At 74.0% G+C, this 18357-nt stretch carries 18 protein-coding genes; 4 read left to right on the plus strand and 14 right to left on the minus strand.

What is annotated here, in order from left to right:
• Positions 1 to 249: 249 nt before the first annotated feature.
• The 6 genes from ACFZBX_RS36130 to ACFZBX_RS36155 all read right to left on the minus strand — a co-directional run bounded on the left by ACFZBX_RS36130 (position 250) and on the right by ACFZBX_RS36155 (position 5649).
• Positions 250 to 801, minus strand: coding sequence for a DUF6099 family protein (locus tag ACFZBX_RS36130; protein WP_391538052.1), 552 nt, complete (start codon positions 799 to 801; stop codon positions 250 to 252).
• 145 nt (positions 802 to 946) lie between these two features.
• Positions 947 to 1336 (minus strand): nucleotide pyrophosphohydrolase, encoded by a 390-nt coding sequence (locus tag ACFZBX_RS36135; protein ID WP_391538053.1) that lies wholly within the window; start codon positions 1334 to 1336, stop codon positions 947 to 949.
• A complete protein-coding gene (locus ACFZBX_RS36140) occupies positions 1333 to 2730 on the minus strand; it encodes an AAA family ATPase (protein WP_391538054.1) in 1398 nt (465 codons plus the stop codon). Before ACFZBX_RS36140 ends, ACFZBX_RS36135 begins: the two co-directional genes overlap by 4 nt.
• A 141-nt stretch (positions 2731 to 2871) precedes the next feature.
• Positions 2872 to 3702, minus strand: a complete 831-nt coding sequence (locus ACFZBX_RS36145) for a putative RNA methyltransferase (protein ID WP_391538055.1) — start codon at positions 3700 to 3702, stop codon at positions 2872 to 2874.
• A gap of 52 nt (positions 3703 to 3754) precedes the next feature.
• A complete protein-coding gene (locus ACFZBX_RS36150) occupies positions 3755 to 4708 on the minus strand; it encodes a RimK family alpha-L-glutamate ligase (protein WP_391538056.1) in 954 nt (317 codons plus the stop codon).
• Positions 4705 to 5649: a RimK family alpha-L-glutamate ligase gene (locus tag ACFZBX_RS36155; RefSeq protein ID WP_391538057.1), complete on the minus strand. Its 945-nt coding sequence runs from the start codon at positions 5647 to 5649 to the stop codon at positions 4705 to 4707. Before ACFZBX_RS36155 ends, ACFZBX_RS36150 begins: the two co-directional genes overlap by 4 nt.
• A 242-nt stretch (positions 5650 to 5891) precedes the next feature.
• Here ACFZBX_RS36155 and ACFZBX_RS36160 point away from each other — a divergent pair, with 242 nt between their 5' ends.
• Complete coding sequence (locus ACFZBX_RS36160) at positions 5892 to 6743, plus strand: GNAT family N-acetyltransferase (protein ID WP_391538058.1); 852 nt, start codon at positions 5892 to 5894, stop codon at positions 6741 to 6743.
• Between the two features lie 11 nt (positions 6744 to 6754).
• On the opposite strand, the gene ACFZBX_RS36165 is transcribed toward ACFZBX_RS36160, so the two are convergent.
• Positions 6755 to 7177, minus strand: coding sequence for a fic family toxin-antitoxin system, toxin component (locus tag ACFZBX_RS36165; protein ID WP_391538059.1), 423 nt, complete (start codon positions 7175 to 7177; stop codon positions 6755 to 6757).
• Positions 7174 to 7419: a toxin-antitoxin system HicB family antitoxin gene (locus tag ACFZBX_RS36170; RefSeq protein WP_380763456.1), complete on the minus strand. Its 246-nt coding sequence runs from the start codon at positions 7417 to 7419 to the stop codon at positions 7174 to 7176. Before ACFZBX_RS36170 ends, ACFZBX_RS36165 begins: the two co-directional genes overlap by 4 nt.
• A 200-nt stretch (positions 7420 to 7619) precedes the next feature.
• On the opposite strand from ACFZBX_RS36170, the gene ACFZBX_RS36175 reads away from it, so the two are divergent.
• The gene (locus ACFZBX_RS36175) at positions 7620 to 7817 is read left to right on the plus strand and encodes a hypothetical protein (RefSeq protein WP_391538060.1); all 198 of its coding nucleotides are present in this window, start codon (positions 7620 to 7622) and stop codon (positions 7815 to 7817) included.
• A gap of 80 nt (positions 7818 to 7897) precedes the next feature.
• Here the strand turns inward: ACFZBX_RS36175 and ACFZBX_RS36180 are convergent, their stop codons facing one another.
• A complete protein-coding gene (locus ACFZBX_RS36180; protein ID WP_391538066.1) occupies positions 7898 to 9250 on the minus strand; it encodes a class I SAM-dependent RNA methyltransferase in 1353 nt (450 codons plus the stop codon).
• 392 nt (positions 9251 to 9642) lie between these two features.
• The gene (locus ACFZBX_RS36185; protein WP_391538061.1) at positions 9643 to 11706 is read right to left on the minus strand and encodes an APC family permease; all 2064 of its coding nucleotides are present in this window, start codon (positions 11704 to 11706) and stop codon (positions 9643 to 9645) included.
• Between the two features lie 246 nt (positions 11707 to 11952).
• On the opposite strand from ACFZBX_RS36185, the gene ACFZBX_RS36190 reads away from it, so the two are divergent.
• Positions 11953 to 12621 (plus strand): potassium channel family protein, encoded by a 669-nt coding sequence (locus ACFZBX_RS36190; RefSeq protein ID WP_391538062.1) that lies wholly within the window; start codon positions 11953 to 11955, stop codon positions 12619 to 12621.
• Complete coding sequence (locus ACFZBX_RS36195; protein ID WP_380763450.1) at positions 12621 to 13292, plus strand: potassium channel family protein; 672 nt, start codon at positions 12621 to 12623, stop codon at positions 13290 to 13292. The genes ACFZBX_RS36190 and ACFZBX_RS36195 overlap by 1 nt, the downstream gene beginning before the upstream one ends.
• A gap of 90 nt (positions 13293 to 13382) precedes the next feature.
• Here ACFZBX_RS36195 and ACFZBX_RS36200 read toward each other — a convergent pair whose 3' ends face one another.
• The 4 genes from ACFZBX_RS36200 to ACFZBX_RS36215 form a co-directional block, all read right to left on the minus strand.
• A complete protein-coding gene (locus ACFZBX_RS36200) occupies positions 13383 to 14159 on the minus strand; it encodes a DUF3159 domain-containing protein (protein ID WP_391538063.1) in 777 nt (258 codons plus the stop codon).
• Positions 14156 to 14563, minus strand: coding sequence for an OB-fold nucleic acid binding domain-containing protein (locus ACFZBX_RS36205; RefSeq protein ID WP_391538064.1), 408 nt, complete (start codon positions 14561 to 14563; stop codon positions 14156 to 14158). Before ACFZBX_RS36205 ends, ACFZBX_RS36200 begins: the two co-directional genes overlap by 4 nt.
• A 110-nt stretch (positions 14564 to 14673) precedes the next feature.
• The gene (locus ACFZBX_RS36210) at positions 14674 to 15354 is read right to left on the minus strand and encodes a response regulator (protein ID WP_355376066.1); all 681 of its coding nucleotides are present in this window, start codon (positions 15352 to 15354) and stop codon (positions 14674 to 14676) included.
• 73 nt (positions 15355 to 15427) lie between these two features.
• Entirely contained in the window at positions 15428 to 18052 is a 2625-nt protein-coding gene (locus ACFZBX_RS36215; RefSeq protein ID WP_391538065.1) for an ATP-binding protein, read from the minus strand.
• Positions 18053 to 18357 lie beyond the last annotated feature (305 nt).

The raw sequence follows: 18357 nt of genomic DNA on the forward strand, positions 1-18357 counted from the left end.
CAGCGCGCACCCATGCGCCGGGCGCGCACCCCGAGGGCCCAGCGCACCAGGCGGCCGCCCCCCCCCCCCCCCCCCCCCCCCCCCCCGCCGGGGGGCGCCGGGCCCCCCCCCCCCCCCCCCCCCCCCCCCCCCCCCCCCCCCCCCCTCCCCTCCGCCCTTCCCACTCCCACCCACTCCCGCTACCCGTTGCCCCGATGTTCAGGTCACTGGACGGCGGCGCCGGCCGTCCAGGAACCACTCCGCTGATCCTCAGCCCACCGACGCGCGAACCACCTCCTCCACCGGCGGGTCGAGCTGGAGCACCGGCAGGCCCTCCTCCGCCTCCTCCGGCCGCTCGCCCGCGATCCGCCTTACGGCGTCCCGCAGTTGGCCGACCAACTGAGTGCACTCCGCGCCGGCGTCGACGGCGTCGATGCACGCCCAGTAGAGACTCTCGGTATCGGCCCCGCAGGCCAGCACGACCAGCGTCTCCCCGATGTCCCGCAGGAGTCCGCCGAGTTCGTCCAGCATCGGCCCGAGCTCGCCGAGGTCGCCGAGCCTTCGGGCCCGGCTGCCGGGCCCGAAGGCCGACGCCCCCGCCACATCACCCGTCGCATGGTCGAGGCAGCACGCCGCGTGCAGCGAAGCCTCCGCCAACTGCTGCCCGAGGCCCGCAAGTTCACCGTCCTCGTCCCGTACCAGCCGGGCGCCCACCGCCTCGGCGAGCAACGCGGCCTGCCGGGCCTCGGCCAGCACGTCCGGGATGTTCCTGGTCTCCGCCAGGGCGTGCCGGGCGGTCTTGATCAGTCGCAGCGCCTCCATGCCGCGCCCTCCTTCCGTCACTCGCGTGGCGCCCTGCCACGCGGTCACGGGGAGAGAGTGCGCCGGGACGGAAGGGCCTGCACGCGAGCATCGGAAAGCTGTGGACAACCCGGGGGCTGTGGAGAACTACCGTCCCCCACAAGGCCTAGGAGCCGCCCTCCGGGTTGACGCCATCACCCTCGGCGAGGGCGCCGGGGACCGGGAAGCGCAGCTCGTTCCGCTCGATCTTGGCGGCCAGGGCCGCCAACGGGTCGACCCCGACCGCCGTGCAGAACTGGAGCAGGTACGCGAGCACGTCGGCCACCTCGTCCCGCACCCGGTGGGCGCGGTCCGGGTCGGACATCACCTCGGACGCCTGCTCGGGCGTGAGCCACTGGAAGATCTCCAGCAGCTCACCGGCCTCCACGGTCAGCGCCGCGGCGAGGTTCTTGGGCGTGTGGAAGGGCTCCCAGCGGCGCGCCGCGGCGAACTCCGTCAGCCGCTGCCGCAGCCCTTCCAGCGTCGGCCCGGGGATCTCGGTCTCTCGTTCGTTCACCCGTCCAGGTCTACCGCATCACCGGCCGCCCGCCGGACCGGGGACGGGGACGGCGGCGAGACCGGCGCACCGTCCCGCACCACCTGCACCGGCACCCGCGCCGTCTCCGGCCGCAGCACCGTCAGCCCCGAACCGGGATCGCGCCGGCACTCCACCACCGCCGCCCCGGGCGGCAGTTCGCCCACCCCGCCCGCCCCGCCCAGCGCGTCCCGCGCCGCGGCCGGCTCCTGGAGCGTGGCGAGCACCCGCAACTGGTTGCGCCCGGCCATGTCCCGGGCGAGCCGCAGCAGCGAGGCGGTCTGGTCGGTGCCGAGCCCGGCCCCGAGGTCGTCGGCGAGCACGGTGAGCTGGCGCTGCGCCCACGGCACCTCGGTGGCCACGTCCAGGTCCAGCACCCCCGCGCCGGTGAGCAGCACGGCGGCGAACGCCAGGTGCCGCAGCATCCCGTCGGAGGCCTGGTCGGCGCCGGTGCGCCCGAGCAGGCCCTCGTCGAACACGGCGAGCACCCGCTCGCCGCTGCCGGTGCCGCGGTGGGCGAGGTCGAGGCCGAGCAGCGGGTGCGGGGCAGCGGACTGGACGACGCGCAGCAGTTGCCCGTAGCGGCGGGGGCACTCGTTGCTGAGCCGGGCGATGACGGCGGAGATGTTGGCGGCGGTGCTGCGCAGCCGGGCCTGCGGGTCGGGGCGGGCCCAGCCGCGCATCATGGTGGGCACCGGGTGGACGGGGAAGACCTCGCGCAGCGCGGTGAGCAGTTGTTCGGCGGCGGCGAGGACCTTGCGCTCGCCGGGCGAGGAGCCGGCGACCCGCAGCGGGATCTGCGCGGTGACCAGCGTGCCGCTGGGGAACGGGGCGCGGATGTCACCCTGCCGGGTGTCGTTGTGCCAGGTGACGTTGACGCGGCACTTGCGCACGTCCTGCTCGCCGGTCTCGACGAGGGTCTGTCCGTCGAGGGTGAGCTGCTCCCTGGCGATGCGGACCGGCCCGTCGGTGCGGACGACGAGTTCGAGCCCGATCTGTCCGTCCGGGGAGCGGACGGTGCAGCCGAGGATGAGGGCGTTGCGGCCGTGCGGCACGCAGCCGGCGAGGCCGCCGCGGACGCGGGTGGCGAGCGGACCCGTGGTGTCGGACCGTCCGTCGAGGGAGGCCGCGATCTCCTCGCCGAGGGCGAGCCGGGAGAGGACGGCGAGGGCGTCGAGCGCGTTGGACTTGCCGACGCCGGCGGGACCGTGCAGCACGGTGAGAGGCGCGAGCGGAAGGGTCGCGCGCCGGTAGGACTTGAAGGAGATCAGCCGGATCTCCTCGACGATCGGGCGCCGGACGGTCGGCACGCCGGGGTCCGGGCTGCGCTGCTGAGGATGGGCCGGCACGGCGGGCCGGGCGGCGTCGCGGTTCACCCGTCGGACGTTAGCGGCCGGTCGGGAGGCAGAAACGTGCCTGCCCCGCAGATTCATCCCTTCGGGCGGGCGGGAGGCGCGGGCCCGGAGACGCGCGCCTCCCGCCCGCCCGGCCCGACGTCACGCGGGCCCGGCCCCGCCTCAGCGCCGGTAGGCGGCGACGGTGACGGAGGCCGTCACCTCGACCGGCTCCGGCAGCGCGGCGAGCCGCTCGGCCAGCCGGTCCTGGTCGGTGTGCCAGGCGCTCGGCCCCATGCCGACCACGGTCCGCACGTCCTCGGCGGACAGCCGCAGCGTGAACTCGACCTCGCGCCGTCCGGCCGGTGTCAGGTGGGGCCCGAGCTTCTCGTCGATGCGCCGCTGCTTCTCCTCGTCGACCGACAGCAGCCCCAGCGCGGAGACGAGTTCCCGCAGGTGGCGCGAGGTGGGCGCGACGAGCAGCAGGGTGCCGCCGGGCCGCAGCACGCGGCGCAGCTCGGGACCGTTGCGCGGGGCGAACACGTTGAGGACGAGCCCGGCGGAGGCGTCCAGCAGCGGCAGCGGGCGCCAGGCGTCGCAGACCACGGCGCCGATCCGGGGGTGGGCCCTGGCGGCGCGGCGCAGCGCGTACTTGGAGATGTCGAGGGCGGCGCCGGGCCGGCCGGGGAGGGCGTCGAGGACGTGGGCGAGGTAGTGGCCGGTGCCGGCGCCGAGGTCGGCGACGAGTCCTTCGGGGTCGGCGGCCGCGGCGGCCTCGGCGAGGGCGTCGGCGATCGGCCGGTAGTGGCCGGCGGCGAGGAAGTCGCTGCGGGCGGCGACCATGTCGGCGGTGTCGCCGGTGCCGGTGTGGGCGCCGCCGGCGAGCAGGCTGACGTAGCCCTGTTTGGCGACGTCGTGGCTGTGTCCGGCGGGGCAGCGCAGGGTGCGCCCGTCGGGGGTGAGCGGCTGCGCGCAGTGCGGGCAGGCCAGGTAGGGCTCGATGTCCTGCAGCAAGGGTCCGTCTTCTCTCGCGGCCCGGTCGGGTGCTCGGGCCGGGGCTGCCAGCCTAACGAGCGGCGGCGCCCGGTCCCGCATCCGCCGGGGCGCCCGCCCTCGGGCCGGGCAGGCACGGCGGGCCGGGAACGGGCGAACGGCCCGGGGACGGCGGCCCGGAAACGGACAGCGGACCGGAAACGGACGACGGACCCGCCGCGGCGACCCGCAGCGCGAGCGCGGCCAGCGCCTCGGGCGCGCCGGCCTGCCCCCGGATGCCCGGGAAGGCGTTGACGTCGACGACGACCGGCTCGTCCGGCCCGTCCAGCAGGTCGACGCCGTAGACGTCGAGGCCGAACACCTCGCCGACGCGCAGCGCGAGCCGGGCCCGCCCGGCGGGCAGGTCGGCGGGCCCGAACCCGCCTCCGCCGTGCGGGGGCCCGGCGTGGCCGGGGTCGGCGAGTTCGGAGCGCCGGCGGGTGCAGAACAGCTGTCCGGCGACGACCCAGAGCTTCTGGTCCCAGCCGGTGCTCGGCAGGTAGGGCTGGGCGACGACGGGCTCGCCGGGCCACTGCTCGGCGAGGGCGCGCAGCCCGGCGAGGTCGTCGGCGCGGGCGACCAGGTCGTGGCGGCGGCTGTGCCGGCTCTTGACGACCAGCGGGAGGGCGAGTTCGCCCGCCTCGGCGAGGGCGAGCAGTTCGGCGGGGCCGTCGGCGGTGCGGGTGGGCGCGAAGGGCAGGCCGGCCCGCCGGGCGAGGTCGGCCATGGCGGTGCGGTCCTGGCAGAGTTCGGTGGCGGCGGCCGTGTTGACGACGGGGGCGCCGCTCTCCTCCAGCGCCCGGGCGAGCGCGAGGGCCGCCGGGGTGCGGGCCTTGAGCAGGTAGACGTCGGCGAGCGGCCCGGCGCCCGCGGCGGGCGGGTCCGCCGGGTCGAGCGCCTCGACCCGGTGGCCGCGCGCGGTCAGCCGGGCGGCGGCCGCGGCGAGCAGCGGGTGGTCGGGGGCGGAGGTGATCAGCCCGATCCTCACAGCGCGCCGCCGACGCCGACCCCGCCGACACCCACGCCACCGACGGCGGCGCCCTGCGCGGGCATCCGCACCGGCCCCGCGCCGAGCAGCCCGGACGCGTCCAGCGCCACGGCCGGCGCGGTGACCGCGGTGCCGGTGCGCGCCAGGCGCAGGACCGCCCGCGAGACCCGCGCGACCGCGTCCGGCACCTGCCGGAAGCTCGGGAAGTCGTTGATGTCGACGACCACCGGCCCGTCCGGTCCGAGCAGCACGTCGACGCCGTACAGGTCGAGCCCGAACACCTCGCCGACCTGCGCGGCGATCCGCGCGACCTCGGCCGGCAGCGGCACCTGCCGCTCCCGCACCCCCTGCTCGGGGTTGAGCGGCGAGCACCGCTCGGTCGCGTACAGCTCGCCGTCGACGCAGTACACCTTGAGGTCGGTACCGGAGTTGGGCACATACGGCTGCGCGATGAGCAGGCCCTCGCCGGCCAGCAGCGGGCCGAGTTCGGCGAGGTGGCCGGGGTCGCGGACGAGCCGCACGGCCCGCCCCGAGCTGCCGTCGGCGGGCTTGACGACCAGCGGGTACTCGGCGGCGGGGATCTCGGCGAGCCGTTCCCAGCGGGCGGCGGCGTAGGTGACGGGGACGGGCAGCCCGCGGGTGCGGGCGATGACCGAGGCGAGGGCCTTGTCGCGGACGCCGCGGATCGAGCGGACGTCGTTGACGGTGGTGAGGCCGACGGCGGCGGCGGCCTCCAGCAGGGTGAGGCCGGGCCCGCCGGAGACGGTCTTGAGCACCCAGGCGTCGTGGCTCCCGGCGCGGACCGCCTCGGAGATCGCCATCAGCGAGTCGCCGGGGCGCAGCACGTCCACCCGGTGCCCCCACGCGGTGAGTTGGCGTACGACGTCGAGCGGCATGCCGTCGTGCCGGTAGTGCTCCTCCACCAGAAAGCAGAGCCTCATGACCCGGTCTTCCCCCTCGCTTCGCCCAGCGCGGACGTCCGCCGTTCCCGTCCGGCAGAGCTGTAAGGGCCCCAGGATGTCATGGGGCCCGTACACAAGATCGCCCGGCCTGGCAGCGTTCGGCAACAATCGCACGGAAATGCCCCGGGCCGGGCGGCTGTCGCGGCCGCCGTCCGCGGGCGGACCGGCACCGGTGGGCAAATCCCTGGCAGGAACGCGACGGGCCTGCTTGGATGCACGGCGTGACCTCTGACGATCTTGCAGCCGCCGTCCCCGACACCGACCTCCTTGAGGAGATCGAGCGCTACTACGACGCGGTGCCGCGTTCCGCCGCACGGGTCGAGGACTTCGGCCCGCTCAGCCTGTTCGTCCGCGAGGGCGCCGGCTGGCCGTACTACGCCCGCCCGGCGCTGGGCCACCAGGGCCCGGCCGCCACCGCCGAGGACGTCCGCCGGGTGCTGGAGCGCCAGCGCGAGCTGGGTCTGCCGGAGGCCTTCGAGTGGGTGGCGGAGCACGACCCGCTGCTGCGCGCGGCGGTCGAGGAGGCGGGGCTGACGGTGCACGAGCACCCGCTGCTGGTGCTGGGCCCGCGGCAGGAGGCGCCCGGGGCGCCGGGCGCGGCCCCGGTGCGGGTGCTGGCCGCCGACGACCCGGCGCTCGCGCACGCGCTGGCCGTCCCGCACCTGGCGTTCGACGAGCCGGGCACCGGTGTGGGCGGCACGGGGGCGTCGGAACTCGCCGCGCGGGCCCGGGTGGTGGCGTCCGACGGCACCGCGGAGCGGGTCGCCGAGCGGATCGCCTCCGGGCACACGGTGCTCGCCGCGGCCTTCGAGGACGGCACGCCGCTCTGCGCGGGCCAGCACAACCCGGTCGGCCCGGTCACCGAGGTGGCCGGCGTGGGCACGCTGCCCTCGGCGCGGCGGCGCGGGCTCGGCCTGGCGGTCACCGCGGCGCTGGTCGCGCACGCCAGGGCGCACGGGGTGCGGACGGTGTTCCTGTCCGCGGCCGACGAGGACGTGGCCCGGATCTACCGCCGGGCGGGCTTCCGCCCGTTCGCGACCGCGCTGATCGCCGAGCCCGCCGGGGCCAACTGAGCCCGCCCCCGCTACTCCGAGTCGTCGTCGTCCTCGCCGCTGACCTCCTCGTCCTCGGCCTCGTCCACCACCCAGGCGGCCAGCCGGTCCGCCACCCCGGAGACGGTCAGCCGCCCCTCGCGGATGGCCCGGGCGAGGCTGCGCACCTCACGGGCCGTGGTCGCCACCGTGCAGCCGCTGGCCACCAGGTAGGCGTAGGCGACGGCGGTGGCGAACAGTTCGTTGGTCTTCTCCAGCGCTGGCACCCGGATCAGCTGGTGCATCAGGGCGGCGGCGCGGTCCTGCGGTTCGGGGTAGACGGCGATGTCGAAGATCTCGGCCTGGTGCCGGGCGACGGCGGCGAGCAGCGATCCGTAGTCGGTGACCTGCGGGTCACCGGGCGTGTAGTGCTCGGCGGTCATGAGCAGCCACGAGAGGTCGACCTCCAGTTTCAACGGCGCACGTCCTGGAGGTCGGCCCCGGCCCGCTGCTCGCCGAACTCGGCCAGGAACGCCGTCTCGTACTCCTTCATGAACTGCGCGGCCGCGTCGACGAAGACCCGCCCGGCCTCGCCCATGTCCTGCTGGACCAGGCGCTCGATGTACTGGTTCATGCTGATCCCCTGCTGCTCAGCCCGTTCCCGGGCCATCTCCGCGGTGGTGGCGTCCACCCGGACGTTCAGCTGTTTCTTACCCATGAACCTCAAGCTAGCGCTGAAGCGCTAGCACAACAAGGGCGCGCGCGACCCCGCGCGCGGCCCCCGCGCACGCCGCTCACGCAACTGCGCTCGACGCCCGGCACCCGCCGGGAGGGAGACTTGAAGAGTTCTTCACCTTCGGAGACTCTGAAGTGCCCTGAGCATTCCCTGAGCGGCACCGACCGGTGTGGAGGCCGGCAATGACAGCCATGTTCGACCAGGAGCTGCGCGAGCAGCTCGCCCAGGCCCGCAAGGAACTCGCGGCCGCCCGGACCGAAGGGGACGCCGACGGCGTCCAGGCGTACGAGGGCCGGATCGCCTCACTGATCCGCCTCGCCGCCCAGCACGGCATCACCCTGCCCCACGACGCCCAGGAAGAGGAACGCCCCCTGCCCTGAGCCGCCACGACGCCGGCACGGCAAGAGCCGGAGGCGGTACCCGGAGCGTTCCGGGTACCGCCTCCGTCGTCGTGCGCGGGTCACTCGCCCTCGATGGGCTCCAGGATCGCCACGCACTCGAAGTGGTGCGTCATCGGGAACAGGTCGAAGGCCCGCAGCGAGACCGGCCGGTAGCCGCCCTCGTGGAAGAACGCCAGGTCACGGGAGAGGGCCGCCGGGTCGCAGGCCACGTACGCGATCCGGCGGGCGCCGAGGCCGGCCAGGTGGGCGACGGTCTCCCGGCCGGCGCCCGCGCGCGGCGGGTCGAGGACGATCAGGTCGGTCGCGGTGATCCCGGTGCGCGGCAGCAGCGACTCCACCCGGTCGCACTCGATCCGCACGTTCTCCAGCGCGGCCAGGTTGTGCCGGGCGTCGGCCACCGCCTGCTTGCCGGACTCGATGCCGAGCACCGCGCCGTCCTCGCCGACCCGGTCGGCCAGCGCGCCCGCGAACAGGCCCACCCCGCAGTACAGGTCGAGCGCGTTCTCGCCCCACTGCGGGTCCAGACCGTCGAGGACGGCGTCCACCAGGGTGTCCGGCGCCTCCGGGTGGATCTGCCAGAAGCCGCCGTTGCTGACCCGCCAGGTCCGCCCGGCGGCGCGCTCGCGCACGAAGCCGCGGCCGTGCACCTTGTGGGTGTTGCCCTGCTCGTCGATGCGGGCGATGGAGACCGGACGGTCCAGCTCGACCAGCGGCAGCTGGGCGCCCGGCGCCGGGGTGAGCACCACCTGGCGGTCCGAGGAGCCGGAGGCGGCGATCGCCTCAACCGAGACGACGCCCGGCCAGTCGCGGGCCTCCACGCCCAGCTCGGTGACGCCCTCGGCGGCGATCAGGCAGCGGTCGACCGGCTGGATCTCGTGCGAGCGGTGCTTGCGCAGCCCGACCTTGCCGCTTCCCGGGTCGACCGCGTACTGGACGCGGGTGCGCCAGGCCGGCACCTGGCCGGCCGGCACCTTGCCGCCCACCGGCTCGACGCTGCCGTCCCAGCCGGCCTCGGCCGGGGTCAGGCCGGCCAGCTTGGCCAGCTGCTCGGTCAGCACCTGCACCTTGAGCTTGCGCTGGCCGCCCGGCGTGACGTGCTGCCAGTCGCAGCCGCCGCACTTGCCGGGCCCGGCGAACGGGCACGGCGGGGTGATCCGCTCCTTGGCGGGCTCCAGGACCTCCACCGCATCGGCCCGCAGGAAGCGCGAGGTGGTGGTGCCATCGGTGACCTGCGCGATCACCTTCTCGCCCGGCAGCGCGTGCCGGACGAACAGCACCCGGCCCTCGTACCGGGCCACGCAGTGCCCGCCGCCGTGCGCGACGGGGCCGACCTCGACCTCGTAGCGCTCGCCGACCAGCGGGTCGCCGGTGGGGGCCTTCGGCGCCGCGGGGGCCTTGGGGTCCCTGGACACCTTGGACGCGGCCTCGGCCCGGGGCGCGCGGGCGCCGCCGCGCAGCGCCCGCGGCGGGCGCACGGTCTGCTTGCGCGGGCGCGCGTCGCCCTTCGCCTGCCCGTCGCGGCCCTCGCGCGCCTCACCACGCGACTCGCCGCGCTCACCGCGCGCCTGGCCACGCTCCGGACGCTCGCCGCGCGCCGGGCGCGACGGCTCCTCCACGCGCTCCGGGGCGCGCTCCTCCGGCGCGAGCGGCGCCGTCCGCGCGGTGAAACCGTCGCGGTCGGTCGCCTCCGGCCGCGACGGCTTGCCCCAGCGCGGCCGGGCGACCTGCCCGGGCTTGGCGGCGGCGCCGCCCTTCCGGGCACCCTTGCCCGAGGAACCGTGGGAACGAGACGGGGTGTTGCGCGTCACTGGGAGGCGTCCTTCTTGCTGTCGTCAGCGGGGCCGGCGGGCTTCGCCGAGACTTCCGACTTTACGGCCTTGGGCACCCGCGGCTCACCACGCCGGACGGAACCCGGCGCCGACCAGGCCTTTTGTGGCTTGCGCCGCTCCGAGGACTCCAGCTGCCACGGCACCGAGGTCACCATCACGCCCGGCTTGAACAGCAGCCGGCCCTTGAGCCGCAGCGCGCTCTGGTTGTGCAGCAGGTGCTCGTACCAGTGGCCGACCACGTACTCGGGGATGTAGACCGACACCACGTCGCGCGGGCTGCTGCGGCGCAGGTTCTTCACGTAGTCCAGCACCGGCCCGGTGATCTCCCGGTACGGCGAGTCCAGCACCTTGAGCGGCACCTCGATCCCGCGCTCGTCCCAGTCGTCGCGCAGCGCCGCCGTGTCCGCCGGGTCGACGTTCACGGTCACCGCCTCCAGGGTGTGCGCCCGCGCCAGCCGCGCGTACGCCAGCGCCCGCAGCGCCGGCTTGTGCAGCTTGGAGACCAGCACGATCGCGTGCACCCGGGTGGGCAGCACCACGTCGTCCGGCTCCTCGGCCGCCACCAGCTCCGCGGAGACCCGGTCGTAGTGCCGGCGGATCGCCTTCATCATCACGAACAGCACGACCATCGCCGCGATGGCGATCCAGGCGTGGCTGATCTTGGTGGCGAGCACGACGATCAGCACCGCCATGGTCATCACCAGGCCGAAGGTGTTGATCGCCCGGCTGCGCTGCATGTGGCGGCGCTTGGCCGGGTCGGTCTCGGTGCGCAGGTTCCTGGTCCAGTGCCGGATCATGCCGGACTGGCTCATGTTGAACGACACGAAGACGCCGACGATGTACAGCTGGATCAGCCGGGTCGGGTCCGCGTCGAAGGCGATGATGAACAGGATCGCGGCCAGCGCCAGCAGGATGATGCCGTTGGAGAAGGCCAGCCGGTCGCCACGGGTGTGCAGCTGGCGCGGCAGGTAGCGGTCCTGCGCCAGGATCGAGCCCAGCACCGGGAAGCCGTTGAACGCGGTGTTCGCGGCCAGCACCAGGATCAGCCCGGTGACGGCGGCGACGAAGTAGAAGCCCGGCGTGAAGTTCGAGAACACCGCCTCGCTGATCTGCGCCAGCGCGGTCTTCTGGTGGTAGTCGCCGGGCGCGCCGACCAGCTGGTGGGACTCCTCGGCCATCTGGACACCGGTCAGCCGGGCCAGCCAGATGATGCCCATGAACATCACGACCGCGATGGTCGCCATCATCAGCAGCGTGGTCGCCGCGTTCCTGCTCTTCGGCTTGCGGAACGCCGGCACGCCGTTGGAGATCGCCTCCACGCCGGTCAGCGCCGCACAGCCCGAGGAGAACGCCTTGAGCAGCAGGAACACCATGGCGAAGCCCGCCAGGTTCTCGTTCCCCGGGGTCGCCTCCAGATGGAAGCCGGAGCTCTCCGAAGGCATGTCCTGCCCCAGCCCGAAGTGCCGGACCACGCCGTACACCACCATGCCGAGCACGCCGACCATGAAGGCGTAGGTCGGAACGGCGAAGGCCGTGCCGGACTCCCGGACACCGCGCAGGTTCATCCCCATCAGCACGACGACCACGACGACCGACAGGGTCAGCTCGTGCCCGCGCAGCGCCGGCACCGCCGACACCACGTTGGCCACGCCCGAGGTGGTGGAGACCGCCACGGTGAGGATGTAGTCGACCATCAGCGCGCTCGCGACCACCAGGCCCGAGTTCGGGCCGTGGTTCACGGTGGCGACCTCGTAGTCACCGCCGCCGCTCGGATAGGCGTGCACGTTCTGCCGGTACGAGGCCACCACCGCGAGCATGACGATGGCGACCACGACGCCGATCTGCCACGAGAAGTGGATGGCAGAGGCACCCGCCAGGGAGAGGGTCAGCAGGATCTCCTCGGGCGCGTACGCGACCGAGGAGAGCGCGTCCGAGGCGAAGACGGGCAGCGCGATGCGCTTGGGGAGCAGCGTCTCCCCCAGCTTGTCGCTGCGCAACGCACGCCCGATGAGGATGCGTTTCGGTAGGTCAGTCGGCATAGGCACGTTAAGGAATCGTAGGGGCAGTGCGCCGCCCGGTCCGACGGCCGCCCCCCGATGATGCCCCCTTCGTCGCGACTGTGTTCGGTGGACCGGCTAGCGTGTCGGATACGAGCAGGCGGGCAACACTGTGGTTGTCGTGCCGAGCCCCACGAGGAAGCCCGCCCCGACAGCGGGGCGGGGAAACGGAGATCCAACGGTGTTTGCGCAGGTCATGGCCCCAATAGGACGGGTGAGGTAGCGCCGGTGCACATCGTCATCATGGGCTGCGGCCGGGTGGGCTCCGCGCTCGCCCGCGCACTGGAGAAACAGGGCCACTCGGTGGCCGTCGTCGACCAGGACCCGACGGCCTTCCGCCGGCTGGGCGCCGGGTTCAACGGGCGCCGGGTCACCGGGGTCGGCTTCGACCAGGACACCCTGAGGGAGGCCGGCATCGAGGAGGCGGGCGCCTTCGCCGCCGTCTCCAGCGGTGACAACTCCAACATCATCGCGGCCCGGGTGGCCCGGGAGAACTTCGGCGTGGAGAACGTCGCGGCCCGGATCTACGACCCCCGGCGCGCCGAGGTCTACCAGCGCCTGGGCATCCCCACCGTCGCCACCGTCCGCTGGACGGCCGACCAGATGCTGCGCCGGCTGCTGCCGAGCGGCGCCGAGCCGCTCTGGCAGGACCCGAGCGGCGCCGTCCTGCTCGCCGAGGTCGCCTACGCCCCCGAGTGGGTCGGCCACCGGGTGAGCGAGCTGGAGGCGGTCTCCGGCGCCCGGGTGGCGTTCGTCACCCGGCTCGGCGAGGGCGTGCTGCCCTCGTCCCAGATGGTGGTGCAGGAGGGCGACCTGGTGCACGTCACGCTGCGCCGGGCCGACCTGACGGCGGTCGAGGCCGCGTTCGCGCAGGGCCCGCAGAAGGAAGGTCACTGATGCGAGTCGCCATTGCCGGGGCCGGCGCCGTCGGCCGCTCGATCGCGGGCGAGCTGCTGGAGAACGGCCACGAGGTCCTGCTGATCGACAAGAACCCCAACTCCATCTCGGTGGAGCGGGTGCCCATGGCGGAGTGGCTGCTGGCCGACGCCTGCGAGATCACCTCGCTGGACGAGGCCGCCCTGCAGCGCTGCCACGTGGTGATCGCCGCGACCGGTGACGACAAGGTCAACCTGGTCGTCTCGCTGCTCGCGAAGACCGAGTACGGCGTGCCGCGGGTGGTCGCCCGGGTCAACAACCCGAAGAACGAGTGGCTCTTCAACGAGTCCTGGGGCGTGGACGTCGCCGTCTCCACCCCGCGCCTGATGTCCGCCCTGGTCGAGGAGGCGGTCAGCGTCGGCGACCTGGTGCGGCTGATGCGCTTCAGCCAGGGCAACGCCAACCTGGTCGAGCTGACCCTCGCCGAGGACACCGAGCTGGTCGGCACCCGCGTCGGCGACGTGCCGTGGCCGCCGGACACCGCGCTGGTGACCATCCTCCGCGAGGGCCGGGTCCTGGTGCCCGGCAAGGACGACACCCTGGAGGGCGGCGACGAGCTGCTCTTCGTGGCCGCCCAGGAGCGCGAGGAGGAGCTGGAGAACCTGCTCTCCAGCTCGGCCGGCGCCCAGTAGGACAGACGCAAGAGCGGACCGACGCCGAGGGCCCGCACTCGAATCGAGTGCGGGCCCTCGGCCGTGCGGATCGTACTGCCCGCCGGCGTGCTACTTGCCGGTGTAGGGATCCCCGGCGTACGGATCGCCGGCGGGGTGCTCCTCGGTCGGCTCCTCGTCCAGCTGCGCCTTGATCGGCGGCGGCGCCTTCAGCAGGATCTGCCAGGTCACGTACATCGCCAGCAGCAGCGGCGGGATGCCCAGGGCGACCTTGAGCCAGCCCAGCAGGTTGACGTTGTGGGTGAAGTAGAGCGGGAAGAGGATCACCGGCTTGATGCCCATGATCAGCACCCACGCCCAGGTCGCCTTGGTGTAGGCGGCCAGCCGGCCCGGGTTCTGCTTGCGCCAGGTGAACATCTCGCCGGTCACCGGGCCGAGCATGATGCCGATCAGCGGCCAGCGGACCAGCGCCGAGACGGCCAGGCCCACGCAGTAGCCGACGTTCCAGAGCAGGCCCGGCAGGTAGAAGTCCTCCGCCTTGCCGGTCTTCATCGAGATCCAGGCGCTGATGGCGACGCCGAACACACCGCTGAAGGCGTGCTGGACGGTCTCCCGCTTCAGCAGCCGCGCCACCACGAACAGCACGGTCAGGCCCAGCGCCGCCCAGGCGGCCGTCGGCACCTTGTGGGTGATGTTGTAGGTGATGATGAAGACCAGGCCGGGCATGGTCATGTCGATCATGCCCCGGACGCCGCCGAACGCCTTCATGACGGTGTCGGCGGCCTCGCGGGAGGCCTGCGCCTGCCGGGCCGCCTCCTCCTCAGGGGCGATCCCCACCAGGCCGAGCTGGGCGGCGGGCTCGCCGCCGGGCTGGTTGCTCACGCTCATTCGCTCCCGTGTCCGACCGGACGCAGCTCGTAGCGGGGGTTGAACAGCACCCGGCGGCCGCGCGCGTGGCTGATCCGGCCGCTGGCGACCAGACGGCGCCCCGGCTCGATGCCCGCGATGGAGCGGCGCCCGAGCCAGACCACGTCCAGCGCCTCGGTGCCGTCGAAGAGCTCCGCCTCCAGGGCGGGCACCCCGGCCCGCGGGCGGAGCGTCACGGTGCGCAGGGTGCCGGCGACGGTGACCAGCTGCCGGTCCCCGCAGCTGGCGATCGGAGTGCAGCCCGACTCCGCGGCGATCTCCTGGCGCAGCTCCTCGGCCTCCAACTCCTCGGTGGAGGAGGTCAGCCGGCTGAGCATGCGGCGGAAGCGCCCCTGCGGCGGCCCGCTGCTGTTGTCACCACTCATGCCGGAAGGGTACCGGTTCCGGGGGGCCTGGCGGCAGGCCGCACAGGCCGCCCGCGCTTCCCGCGGGCGTCTCGCGACGCCCGCCGGGACGCCGGGACCGGCCCGCCCGCTCACCCTTCGAAGCGGTAGCCCATGCCCGGCTCGGTGATGAAGTGCCGCGGGTGCGAGGGATCGCGTTCGAGCTTGCGCCGCAGCTGGGCGAGGTAGACCCGCAGATAGTTCGTCTCGGTCCGGTAGGCCGGGCCCCAGACCTCCTGGAGCAGCTGCGTCTGGCTGACCAGCCGGCCCGCGTTGCGGACCAGGACCTCCAGCAGATGCCACTCGGTCGGGGTAAGGCGGATGTCGGCGCCGTCGCGGTTCACCTTCTTCGCCGCCAGGTCGACGGTGAAGCTGTCGGTGACCACCACCGAGCCGTCCTCCCCGGCGACCGGCTCGGCCCGGCGCACGGCGGCGCGCATCCGGGCCAGCAGCTCGTCCATGCCGAAGGGCTTGGTGACGTAGTCGTCGGCGCCTGCGTCCAGCGCCTCGACCTTCTCGTCGGAGGCGTGCCGGGCGGAGAGCACGATGATCGGCACCCGGGTCCAGCCGCGCAGGCCCTTGATCACCTCGACCCCGTCCATGTCGGGCAGGCCGAGGTCGAGGACGACGACGTCGGGGTGGCGGGCGGCGGCGAGCTCCAGGGCGCTCGCGCCGTCGTGCGCCGCGTCGACCTCGTACTTGCGGGCCTTGAGGTTGATCACCAGCGCGCGGACGATCTGCGGTTCGTCGTCCACGACGAGGACCCGGGTCATGCGGGCTCCGCCTTTCGGTGCTGTCGTTCGGATCGGAAGTGGTCGTTCAACGGTCGTCGGGGGACGGAACCGGTCATGCGGGGGCCGGCTCCGGTCCGTCGGGGTCCGTCCCGCCGGGAACCGTGGGGAGCGTCCCGTCAGGGGCCGTGGAGACCGGGACCGGGACGCGTGCGACGGCCGGCAGGGTGACGACCATGGTCAGCCCGCCGCCCGGGGTGTCCTCGGCGGACACCGTGCCGTCCATCGCCTCGACGAACCCGCGCGCCACCGCGAGCCCGAGCCCCACCCCGGCACCGCGCGGCGCGTCCCCGTACCGCTGGAACGGCGCGAAGATCCGCTCCTTGGCGTCCTCCGGCACCCCCGGCCCCCGGTCCACGATCCGCAGCTCCACCCGGCCCGGCCCGGCCGCCGGCTCCAGCGCGTCCGCCTTGACCAGGACCTTCACGCCGTCCGGGCTGTACTTGACGGCGTTCTCGATCAGATTGGCCAGCGACCGCTCCAGCAGCCCGCCGTCGGCCCGGACCATCGGCAGGGTCTCCGGCACCTCCAGCCGCACCGCCCCCGGCGGCACCCCGCCCAGCGCGAACGGCACCACCTCGTCCAGGTCGGTCTCCTGGATCAGCGGCGTGACCGTCCCCGTCTGCAGCCGGCTCATGTCCAGCAAATTGTTGATCAGATGGTCGAGCCGGTCGGCGCCCGCCTCGATCCCCGCCAGCAGCTCCGCCTCGTCCTCCTCGTCCCACTCCACATCCGCCGAACGGAGCGAGCTCACCGAGGCCTTGATCCCCGCGAGCGGCGTGCGCAGGTCGTGCGAGACGGCCGCCAGCAGCGCGGTGCGGATCCGGTTCCCCTCGGCCTCCCGCCGGGCGGCCGCCGCCTCCCCCGCCAGCCGCCGGCGCTCCAGCAGCACGGCCGCCTGCGCGGCGAAGGCCCCCAGCAGCCGGCGGTCCTCACCCGGCAGCACCCGCCCCCGCAGCACCAGCGCCAGCGTCTCCCCGACCGGCACGTCCACGTCCGCCGTCTCCGGCCGCTCGGGCGGACGCGGGCCCGCCGTCGCCACCGCCTGCCACTCGCCCACCCGGTCGGGCCGCTCGAGCAGGGCCGCCGAGTCCTGCTGGAAGGTCTCCCGGACCTGCTCCAGCAGCGCGGTCAGCACCCCGTCCCCGTTCGGCGACCCGCGCAGCACCGTCCCCGCCAGCGCGCTCAGCGTCTGTGCCTCGGTCTGGCTGCGCGCCGCCTGGTGGGTGCGGCGGGCCGCCAGGTCGACCACCGAGGCCACGGCCATGCCGACCGCGGTGAATATCGCCACCGCCATAATGTTCTGCGGCTCGTCGATCGTGAACGTGTGGATCGGCGGCGCGAAGTAGTAGTTCAGCGCGGTGGACCCGACCAGCGCCGAGGCGACCGCCGGGAACAGCCCGCCCACCAGCGCCGCGCAGACCGTCAGCGACAGGAAGAGCATCATGTCGGTGGTGAGGCCCAGGCCGTGCACGTTGATGAGCACCAGCGCCAGCAGCGGCGGCCCCGCCACCCCGATCAGCCAGCCCGCGACCGTCCGTGTGCGGCCCAGATCGGTCACCTTGCGGATCGGAATCCGCCCGCGGCCCTTGGCGGCGTGCTCATGGGTGACGATGTGCACGTCGATGTCGCCCGACTCACGGGTCACCGTGCCGCTCACGCCCGGCCCGTAGACGTACTGCCAGGCCGGCCGACGGCTGGTGCCCAGCACGATCTGCGTCGCGTTCACCCCGCGCGCGAACTCCAACAGCCCGGCGGCCGGATCGTCGCCCAGCACCGCGTGGTACGAACCGCCCAGGCTCTCCACCAGCGCCCGCTGCTCGATCAGCGTCTGCGACGACCCCGAGCCCGAGCCGGCCAGCCCGTCCGAGCGGGAGATGTGCACGGCCAACAGCTCGCCGCCCGACCCGCGGGCCGCGATCCGGGCCGCCCGGCGGATCAGCGTCGCGCCCTCCGGCCCGCCCGTCAGACCGACCACGATCCGCTCGCGCGCCTGCCAGGTCCCCTGGATGCCCTGCTCGGCCCGGTACTTCTGCAGGTACTCGTCGACCCGGTCGGCCGTCCACAGCAGCGCCAGCTCGCGCAGCGCCGTCAGGTTCCCCGGCCGGAAGTAGTGGGCGAGCGCCGCGTCGATCTTCTCCGGCGCGTACACGTTGCCGTGCGCAAGCCGGCGTCGCAGTGCCTGCGGCGACATGTCGACGAGCTCGATCTGGTCGGCCCGGCGGACCACCTCGTCCGGCACCGTCTCCCGCTGCCGCACCCCCGTGATGCCCTCGACGACGTCGCCGAGCGACTCCAGGTGCTGGATGTTCACCGTCGAGATGACGTCGATCCCGGCCGCGAGCAGCTCCTCGACGTCCTGCCACCGCTTCTCGTTGCGGCACCCCGGCACATTGGTGTGCGCCAACTCGTCGACCAGCGCCACCTGCGGCCGACGCGCCAGTACCGCGTCCAGGTCCATCTCGGTGAACACGGCCCCGCGGTGCGCCAGCTCCCGCCGCGGCACCACCTCAAGGCCGGTGACCTGCTCGGCCGTGTGCCGGCGCCCGTGATCCTCGACGAACGCCACCACGACGTCCGTCCCCCGCTCCGACCGCCGGTGTGCCTCCGCGAGCATGGCGTACGTCTTGCCGACCCCGGGGGCCGCCCCGAGGTAGATCCGCAGCCTGCCGCGTCCCATGTGCACCATTCTTGATCCGGCCGAGCCTGGCGGCCATCCCGGACACCAGTTCCCTTCGCCTTCGAGACTACGGCGCAGGCTCCGTTTTGCCAGCGATCTGGGCCCTGAGCTGGGAGTTTTAGCGCCATATTGATGGGGCGGCGGGGCAGAGGAAGCTCGCCCGGCCCCCGCTGGGCTCTTGCCGGCCGGGGACGGGTCCGAAACGGCCCGGAACGCAAAGAACCCCCGCCGGAATACCGGCGGGGGTTCTTCTCAAAATTTGTTCGGCGGCGTCCTACTCTCCCACAGGGTCCCCCCTGCAGTAC

This window comes from Kitasatospora sp. NPDC008115, assembly GCF_042957205.1.
Lineage (GTDB): Bacteria > Actinomycetota > Actinomycetes > Streptomycetales > Streptomycetaceae > Kitasatospora.

What these genes read in the sequence shown, in the direction of transcription:
- ACFZBX_RS36205 (WP_391538064.1), bottom strand. Translation starts at nt 14,563, where the DNA reads ATGAGTGGTGACAACAGCAGCGGGCCGCCGCAGGGGCGCTTCCGCCGC.
- ACFZBX_RS36215 (WP_391538065.1), bottom strand. Translation starts at nt 18,052, where the DNA reads ATGGGACGCGGCAGGCTGCGGATCTACCTCGGGGCGGCCCCCGGGGTC.
- ACFZBX_RS36195 (WP_380763450.1), top strand. Translation starts at nt 12,621, where the DNA reads ATGCGAGTCGCCATTGCCGGGGCCGGCGCCGTCGGCCGCTCGATCGCG.
- ACFZBX_RS36210 (WP_355376066.1), bottom strand. Translation starts at nt 15,354, where the DNA reads ATGACCCGGGTCCTCGTCGTGGACGACGAACCGCAGATCGTCCGCGCG.
- ACFZBX_RS36200 (WP_391538063.1), bottom strand. Translation starts at nt 14,159, where the DNA reads ATGAGCGTGAGCAACCAGCCCGGCGGCGAGCCCGCCGCCCAGCTCGGC.
- ACFZBX_RS36170 (WP_380763456.1), bottom strand. Translation starts at nt 7,419, where the DNA reads ATGGGTAAGAAACAGCTGAACGTCCGGGTGGACGCCACCACCGCGGAG.
- ACFZBX_RS36130 (WP_391538052.1), bottom strand. Translation starts at nt 801, where the DNA reads ATGGAGGCGCTGCGACTGATCAAGACCGCCCGGCACGCCCTGGCGGAG.
- ACFZBX_RS36185 (WP_391538061.1), bottom strand. Translation starts at nt 11,706, where the DNA reads ATGCCGACTGACCTACCGAAACGCATCCTCATCGGGCGTGCGTTGCGC.
- ACFZBX_RS36155 (WP_391538057.1), bottom strand. Translation starts at nt 5,649, where the DNA reads ATGAGGCTCTGCTTTCTGGTGGAGGAGCACTACCGGCACGACGGCATG.
- ACFZBX_RS36175 (WP_391538060.1), top strand. Translation starts at nt 7,620, where the DNA reads ATGACAGCCATGTTCGACCAGGAGCTGCGCGAGCAGCTCGCCCAGGCC.